The sequence below is a fragment of the Desulfobacter latus genome, from assembly GCF_013389365.1.
GTDB classification, from domain to species: Bacteria; Desulfobacterota; Desulfobacteria; order Desulfobacterales; family Desulfobacteraceae; genus Desulfobacter; species Desulfobacter latus.
In genome coordinates, this window is record NZ_JACADJ010000109.1 from 1 (window position 1) to 7769 (window position 7769).

7 protein-coding genes are annotated in these 7769 nt (G+C 45.4%); 5 read left to right on the forward strand and 2 right to left on the reverse strand.

The features are described 5' to 3' along the window. Positions 1-220: 220 nt before the first annotated feature. Positions 221-1126, reverse strand: coding sequence for an ADP-ribosylglycohydrolase family protein (locus HXW94_RS17655; RefSeq protein WP_178368215.1), 906 nt, complete (start codon positions 1124-1126; stop codon positions 221-223). Positions 1127-1334: 208 nt separating this feature from the next. Between HXW94_RS17655 and HXW94_RS17660 the strand changes: the two genes are divergently transcribed. The 5 genes from HXW94_RS17660 (at position 1335) to HXW94_RS17680 (ending at position 6078) form a co-directional block, all read left to right on the forward strand. Further along, a complete protein-coding gene (locus tag HXW94_RS17660; RefSeq protein WP_178368216.1) occupies positions 1335-2684 on the forward strand; it encodes a tetratricopeptide repeat protein in 1350 nt (449 codons plus the stop codon). After that, entirely contained in the window at positions 2674-3735 is a 1062-nt protein-coding gene (locus HXW94_RS17665; protein WP_178368217.1) for an AI-2E family transporter, read from the forward strand. Before HXW94_RS17660 ends, HXW94_RS17665 begins: the two co-directional genes overlap by 11 nt. 329 nt (positions 3736-4064) lie before the next feature. Further along, the gene (locus tag HXW94_RS17670; RefSeq protein WP_218576795.1) at positions 4065-4817 is read left to right on the forward strand and encodes a hypothetical protein; all 753 of its coding nucleotides are present in this window, start codon (positions 4065-4067) and stop codon (positions 4815-4817) included. 9 nt (positions 4818-4826) lie between these two features. Continuing rightward, the gene (locus HXW94_RS17675) at positions 4827-5672 is read left to right on the forward strand and encodes a damage-control phosphatase ARMT1 family protein (protein ID WP_178368219.1); all 846 of its coding nucleotides are present in this window, start codon (positions 4827-4829) and stop codon (positions 5670-5672) included. A gap of 40 nt (positions 5673-5712) precedes the next feature. Then, the gene (locus HXW94_RS17680; RefSeq protein ID WP_178368220.1) at positions 5713-6078 is read left to right on the forward strand and encodes a ferredoxin family protein; all 366 of its coding nucleotides are present in this window, start codon (positions 5713-5715) and stop codon (positions 6076-6078) included. 162 nt (positions 6079-6240) lie between these two features. On the opposite strand, the gene HXW94_RS17685 is transcribed toward HXW94_RS17680, so the two are convergent. Beyond that, positions 6241-7623: a glycerate kinase type-2 family protein gene (locus tag HXW94_RS17685; RefSeq protein WP_218576796.1), complete on the reverse strand. Its 1383-nt coding sequence runs from the start codon at positions 7621-7623 to the stop codon at positions 6241-6243. Positions 7624-7769 lie beyond the last annotated feature (146 nt).

Sequence of the window (7769 nt, forward strand, 5' to 3'; positions counted from 1 at the left end):
AAATAAAGTACTAATTCCCATGATGACTACCCCTCTGACTATGGTTGATGTTTGCTCAAATATTATTTTATCAGAGAATGTGATCATTTTATTCATATAGGTCAATCAATTTGGCGAAGGTATTGTTTTATACTCTTCATTAAAATATGTTGTATATTCCTCTTGTGATATGAATCGCTCCCGGATATAGCAAAATGGGAAATTTTTTTAAGACCCGTTCCTAAACGATTTTTTCCAGGCAGGCGTTGATGGTCTCTTTCCGGTTCAATCCGTCTGCCCACTCCCGGGTTTTGTCATCCAGTCCTCTGTAAGCGGCCAGCACCATGGCCACGATTGCGGCCCGGGCGGCATTGTCCCCGCCGGCCATGACCGATTGAATGACAGCGCCGGACAGATCGTGCTCATGTCTGGTAATGACCTGGACGATGCCGGAAAAGGCGTCAAGAATCGAACAGGACTGACCGAACCGGATAATCGTTGGAACGCTTTCCTGATCAGCCGCGTCCAACCCCTGTTGGGTCCACATTGAAATCGGCGAATCCGAGAATCGATCTTGGGCAAGGCTTTTCATGGCTTCAGAAGGCGGTGTCCCCTTGAGGCACTCCACGGCCAGCAGTGAAAAGAAAACCGCCGCGTCAACGGTGTTTGTATCCTTGTGGGTCATTTGGGTCTGGGTCCTTGCTGCTTCAATTAATTGATCCGGATGATTGTACAGGCTTAAAATCAACGGGGGTATTCTTGCTGCCCCGGCAATATCATTGGACAGGGAACCACAGTCAAAGGGTCCTTTTTTGTTGACGATATTTTTTAATGTGGTTTTTGTCGCTGAATCAAAATACCCGTTGTAGTTTTCAAAAAAGGCCTTCCACTGCTCAAAAAAATCATTGGGATCAAAGCGGCCTGAATTTGCTACGGATTTGAGCAGAACCAGGGTCTGATCCCCATAATGGGTGAAATCCCCTTTTTTTTTGGTAGGATGGTAAGAGTCCGGACCGGGTGCCGTTAATTGATCGACAACGCCGTGTTCTGATTTGATTTTTTCTGCATTATAAATCCAGTGGACCCCAAGTGCCAGAGAATCTGCTGCCAGGGATGCTTTGACCATGGCCCGTGCATTGTCTTTCATTATTTCTGTCTCCTTTGCGCTTTTTGTCATCACTGTTCACTATTAAAGATTTAAAACGAACTAAAAAAACACTTTGAACTCGTGTTTTTTTGTTGTTTAATACGGACTTTTTAAAAAATATCCTCTATGATTTCAGAAATAAGAGCCGATAGCAAGAACATAAGTCGTATGATATATATCAATGCAGGAAAAAAGAGACATAATTTATATGAAAAAAGCAGCAACGGACGATTTTGAACAGATTTTTCAAAAATCATACATCAGTCACAAGGCGGGCAGATTTTCCGAGGCGGAAAAAGGCTACAGGAAAATCCTGGATAGAAAACCGCAATGGGGGCAGCCCATGAGTGCCCTCGGGATTCTCTATCTGGATCAGAACCGGCCGGAAAAAGCCAAACCTTTATTTGAAAAAGCAGCCGGTCTAAACCCGCCGGATCTGTCTGCATGTTATCAGTTAGGCCGGTTGAAACAGATGAAAAATGATCACCAGGGTGCCATTCCTTTGTATCAGCAGATGCTCGAACAACAGCCGGAGGCCGGCCTGGTATGGAATAATCTGGGCGTGGCTTACCGGGAAACCGGAAAACCGGATGATGCCATGTCAAGTTTCCGTGCGGCTGTCCGGTTTGCGCCTGAAATGGCCGAGGCATGGAACAATTTGGGTGTGGCCCTGGATGAGCAAGGTCAGGGCGCGCAGGCGTTAAACGCATATCAAAAAGCCATTGACATTCAACCGGATTATGTCTCGCCCCACTTGAATATCGGCATCATGCTTCAAAAGCGCGAACGCTTCAAAGAAGCTGAAATACATTACCGGAAGGTGCTTGAATGCCAACCGCAAAATGAAATTGCACAATTCATGCTCCAAAGCATCAATGGCGGGGAAACCCCGCCTGATGCCGCACCTGTGGCGCATGTGCGCAGTATTTTTAACCAGTGTGCCCAGAATTTTGAGGCCATTCTGGTTGAAGAACTGGCATACAAAACCCCTGAACGTCTGTTCCATATAGTGCGTCCCTATTTGTCCGAAAATATGGAAATTCTTGATATAGGCTGCGGCACAGGGCTGGGTGCCGAGTTGTACCAGCCGTTTGCAAAAAGCCTGACCGGTGTTGATGTATCGGAAAAAATGCTTGAAAAAGCGGCTGAAAAAAAAATTTACAGCAGCCTGGCGGTGTTTGATATCCTGCAGCCATGGGCATTCCCGGTAAAATTTGACCTGATCTACAGCGCTGATGTCTTTGTCTATTTTGGAGATCTGGATCACATTATCAAATCGGCAGCAACATCCCTGGCTCCGGGTGGAAAAATTGCCTTTTCAGTGGAAAGACTCAAAGACAATTTAAAAAACTATCAGCTTTACCCCAGCGGCCGGTATGCACATTCCAGACAATATATTCAGACCTGCCTGAACCGGCATGGATTGAAACCACTGGAATTGAACAGCACGGATATCCGGAAGCAGTCGGGCAATCCGGTCAAGGGATTTCTGGTGGTGGCTGAAAGGATGATCAAGGCCAAAAATTTTTTACCGGAGGCAAATTCCCATGAATCGTGATCTGATCCACCCCTCATTTTTATTATTACTGGTGTTTTTTATTTCAGCTGTTTTTCTTGTAATGATAAGGTCTTTTCTGATGGCCATTCTGCTGGCCGGAATATTCTCAGCCCTGGCCTATCCATTATACCAGCGACTTGTCAAATGGCTGAAAGGAAGACAGGCTGCAGCCTCGGGGATGACCATCATGATTATTATCCTGATCGTTCTTCTGCCCTTAAGTACTCTTTTAGGCATTGTAACCAACCAGGCCATCAAGGTGGGTCAGGCCGCAACCCCCTGGGTCCAGAAACAATTGTCTTCACCCGCAGCCATATCCCAGTGGCTGGAAAATCTGCCTTTTTATGAGCAGTTGGTACCCTACAGGGAAACCATCTACATCAAGGCCGGAGAACTGGTGGGTGTGGCCAGTCAGTTTTTTGTCAACGGGCTTCAAACCGCTACCATGGGCACCATCAATTTTATATTTATGGTGGCCATTCTTTTGTATACCATGTTCTTTTTTTTTATGGATGGAGACAGGCTGTTAAATAAAATTCTATTTTACATGCCCCTGGATAATATAGATGAAAGACGGCTTCTTGACAGATTTACCTCTGTGGCACGGGCCACAATCAAGGGAACAGTCATCATCGGTATTGTTCAGGGCGGAGCCGCCGGCATCGCGTTTGCCGTGGTCGGCATCCACAGTTCGGTTTTCTGGGGTGCTGTCATGACGGTATTATCCATTATACCGGCCGTTGGGACGGCGTTGATATGGATTCCGGCGGCACTTTGGCTGGTCGTCCAGGGCGCATGGTTTAAGGCCGGCGCGCTTATCATCTTCTGCGGGATGATCGTGGGAAGTGTTGACAATCTTCTGCGGCCCCGGCTTGTGGGCAAAGACACGGAGATGCACGATCTTTTAATTTTATTTTCCACCCTGGGCGGCATTGCCATGTTCGGTATTATCGGCATCATCATCGGTCCTATTATTGCCGCATTGTTTGTCACCATCTGGGATATTTACGGTGTTGTGTTTAAAGATGTATTGCCCAAGGTCGGACCGTAAGGGCCATGGAAATAACTTGCCCATTTTGCTATATCCGGGAGCGCAGGCGTCCCGTCTGCAGTAACGATGCGGACGAGACGCCCGCGCTCCCAGGTTAAACTAGCGCTCTTTGGGCGGGCTGCCGGCTGCTGGGAAATGGAAATTCCTATACTCTTATTAATTCGGACCCGTTCCTTAAATTGGGCGCCGCAGGCGCTTCGCCCTCTTGTTTCTTGTATCTTGTCTCAAGTTTCATATAAATAGTGCAGATAGTTCTATTTGGTTTGACACGAAACCTTGGTTTTTGGTACCCAAGGTTAGGACGTCATTATAACAAAAGGGAAGATAAATTGAAAAACAAGTTGAATAGAACACTTGAGCAAATTAACGCATCTCTTGTGAATGCGATCATATTCTGTATTGGTTTTATTTGCTTATTAGTCGTCTTTTTTGTCAAACATCCGGATTACCGAAACATATTATTGAGTATTGGATGCTCACTGATTGCCAGCTCAGTAGTTTCTTTCCTTACATCAAAATATTTAGTTCGAATGAACCGTATTAAGCGCATTGTGGAATATTGGGGGCTTGAGGCCATCTATGAGACTCGGCAAGAAATGAACCGTAGCACCGATATTGCATTCGAATCCCTTGAAAAAAATCTTGATATCATTGCCTGGGGGCTCAAATCTTTTCGCGATGCCAAGGATAAGATTGTCAGAGAAAAAGTCAAACGTGGTTTGAAGATTCGATTTGTTACACTGCATCCTGACTCTGAATACGTTAAACAACGTGAAATTGATGAAAAAGAAGCTTCCGGTCAAATCAGGCACACAATTCTCAATTTGCAAAATTGGATTGATGATCTTAAAACAATAGCACCAAAACCTGAAAATATTCAGATTAAATATTATAATAGTCTCCCGGAAGATTTCTATTTTAGGGTTGATGATCATGTATTTATTGGCCCTTATCTTTGGGGCATTTCAAGCCAGCAAACCATTTCTTATGAATTTAAGGGGTCAACCCGTGGTACTGATTATTACAAAGATTATTTTGAGCGTCTGTGGAATGCTACGGAATTTTATACAAAACCAGGATAAGGGGAAATTATGAGACACGAATGCTATTTCTGTCATATCAGGACAATTGAAAAATTGATTGATAAATTTAAACCTGATGAAAAAGTTGCAGAACGTTTCATTTTTTCAGTCCATGAACTTATCGAATCTAATTGGGAACTTTCAAATCCCCAATTGGCAACTGAAATTCACCGCATGGCCAAGAATCAGCTGAGCAATATAAACCTGTATGCCGAAGAAAAATTAAATGCCAATACCATTCTTTTAAAAGAATACCCATATTGGAAAACCATAGTCAATGAAAGTGAAAATCCTTTTTTCACAGCGGCAAAACTTTCGGTTATCGGCAATATAATTGATTACGGCGCACAAAGTGCGAATGACGACATATCGAATCAGATTGAATCTTTTTTTCATAAAGATTTAAAAGTTGATATGACGGCAGAATTAAAAAATGAAATTGGTAAAGCTGAAAATATTTTGTACTTAGGTGATAATTGCGGCGAAATCGTTTTTGATAAATTGTTTATTGAAACAATGAACCCTCAAAACATTACGTTTGCTGTACGGGGAAAACCTGTAATCAACGATGCAACCCTTGAAGATGCAAATCAAGTCGGCATTGACAACGTTTGCAGGGTTATTTCCAATGGTTTTGATGCGCCTTCAACACTCATTGACTTTTGTTCAGATGAATTTGTAGACGCGTATAATAATGCCGATCTTATCATATCGAAAGGGCAGGGGAATTTTGAAGGCCTTATGGAAAGTGGCCATTCGAATCAATTTTTTCTGTTAATTGCAAAATGTGACCCAATAGCAAATTTACTGGGTGTTGATAAAAATGATATGGTCGTTTCAAAACTGGTTTTATGATAGTCGAGTGATAACGATAAGCAAAGGAGACGGATAGAAAATGCCATGGATAAAGAAAGAATCGTGTACGGGATGCGGCATATGCGTTGATGCATGCCCAGCCGGGGCAATCGGCATGGAAAACGACATTGCGTTTATAAAAGATGATGCGTGTATCCGATGTGGCATTTGTCACGATGTATGTCCGGAGGATGCGGCGCGTCATGACGGAGAGCGCATTCCCGACGAAGTGCAATCAAATTTAGATTACGCCCGAAAGTTGTTTGCGCATGAATATTATGCCAATGATAAGGCAAAGCAAAAGCAGCTTATCGAACGTTTAAAACGCTTTTTTACTAAAAATAAAAAAGTGGCGGAAAAAACCATCGAGGAGCTTGAAATTCTGAAAAACACGGAATACTTATAATAAAATATCTGGGGACCGTATTTCAGCCCCAAGTCACAGAAATTCGTGTTTGGACGAAAAGTTGCCCAGGTGCAAGGCGCAGAAAAATTTAAAACCGGAGCAACCTCATGGTTGTGAGGATTTAAAATTTTTCTGCAACGCCGCAGATGGGTGACTTTTCGTTCAAACACTATTGATAATAAGAATTTGAAGGTCACATACATTGGTGTTGGTGGGGCCGGGTTTAAACAACTGCCCTGCCGCATCAAAGTAGGTGTATGAATCATTTCTGCCCAGGTATTCACTGATATCCAGCCCCGCCTGCTTTCCTGCTTCCAGAACGGCCTGGGATGCAAATGCCCCAGCTGCATCCGTGGGGCCGTCATTGCCGTCCGTGGCCCCGGAAAGAAAAAAGATGTTTTCAATTCCGGCAGGGTCGGCGTCAAGCTCTTGAAGAAAAGACAACGCCATTTCCTGATTCCGGCCCCCTTTACCGTTCCCCTTGATGGTCACCGTGGTTTCTCCGCCGGCAAGTACGCAGGCCGGACGTTGGGGGGGCAGGTTGCCCAGGGCGATATCCCGGGCCATGCCGGAAAAGACCCGGGCAATTTCCCGGGCTTCGCCGGTGATCCGGGAACTTAACACCAGGGTGTTGTACCCAAGGCTTTCAGCCTTTTGCCGGGCGGCATTCAGGGCAGATAAATTATTACCCAGAAGAATGTTGTGAACCTTTGAAAAAATAGAATCATTACTGATGTGGTCTTTGGCTGTTTTTTGCCGCGCACCGGTTTCAAGCATGTTTGTCACCCTTGCCGGCAGCCTGGACGATAATCCGTATTTTTTTACAATGCCAAGGGCCTGGGCAACGGTGGTGACATCCGGTGCTGTGGGACCGGAGGCAATGGCGCTGAGGTTATCGCCCACCACATCGGAAAGGATCAGGTTCACGGATGTGGCAGGGTACATGTGCCGGGCAAGTTTTCCGCCCTTGATGCCGGACAGCTGTTTTCGCACCATATTAATTTCGTTAATACCGGCCCCGCAAGCCAGCAAAAGTTCAGTGGTTTTTTGTTTGTCTGCAAGGGTGATGCTTGCACCCCGGCACTCCCCCGGACAGGCCAGGAGGGCGGAACCGCCGCCTGAAATCAGATTGATGAACAGGGTTGTTTCATTTCCTTTTGCAGCGATATCAATAATCTGCCGGGCTGCCAACGCACTGTTTTCATCCGGGACCGGGTGGCCTGCTTCAATGATTTCGATTTTGTTTAAGGTGTCGGTGTGTCCTTTTTTAACTGAAATCAGACCGCCATAAAGTTTTGGACCAAGGATCTCTTCCATTGCCCGTGCCATGGGCGCTGTGGCTTTGCCTGCGCCAAGCACATAGATTTGCTCAAATTTGTCCAGGGACAGGCGGATTTTTTGATCGTCAAGGCGGATATGAAGGCTGTTTTTGTCCAGGGTGACCCGTGACTGCACCATGGCGTATGGGTCCACCCGTTTGATTGCCGCCTGGTATATCTTTTTCAGATCAGAACGTGGTTGTGACGGATTCATAAAATGCGGCAAGGAACCCCCTGAGTCTTTGGCTCAGGGGAGGAATTGCCGCCCTCCTTATAATAATTTAGTAGCCATGCACCGGACCTTAGCACGTCGTATTGTAGGAATAACCGTCAGATGCATGAAGCAGCCTGCAATATTTCCAGCTAATGCCC

Bases quoted from the DNA above. Each gene is read 5' to 3' on its own strand.
- HXW94_RS17675 (WP_178368219.1), top strand. From the start codon at position 4,827: ATGAGACACGAATGCTATTTCTGTCATATCAGGACAATTGAAAAATTG.
- HXW94_RS17660 (WP_178368216.1), top strand. From the start codon at position 1,335: ATGAAAAAAGCAGCAACGGACGATTTTGAACAGATTTTTCAAAAATCA.
- HXW94_RS17680 (WP_178368220.1), top strand. From the start codon at position 5,713: ATGCCATGGATAAAGAAAGAATCGTGTACGGGATGCGGCATATGCGTT.
- HXW94_RS17655 (WP_178368215.1), bottom strand. From the start codon at position 1,126: ATGAAAGACAATGCACGGGCCATGGTCAAAGCATCCCTGGCAGCAGAT.
- HXW94_RS17665 (WP_178368217.1), top strand. From the start codon at position 2,674: ATGAATCGTGATCTGATCCACCCCTCATTTTTATTATTACTGGTGTTT.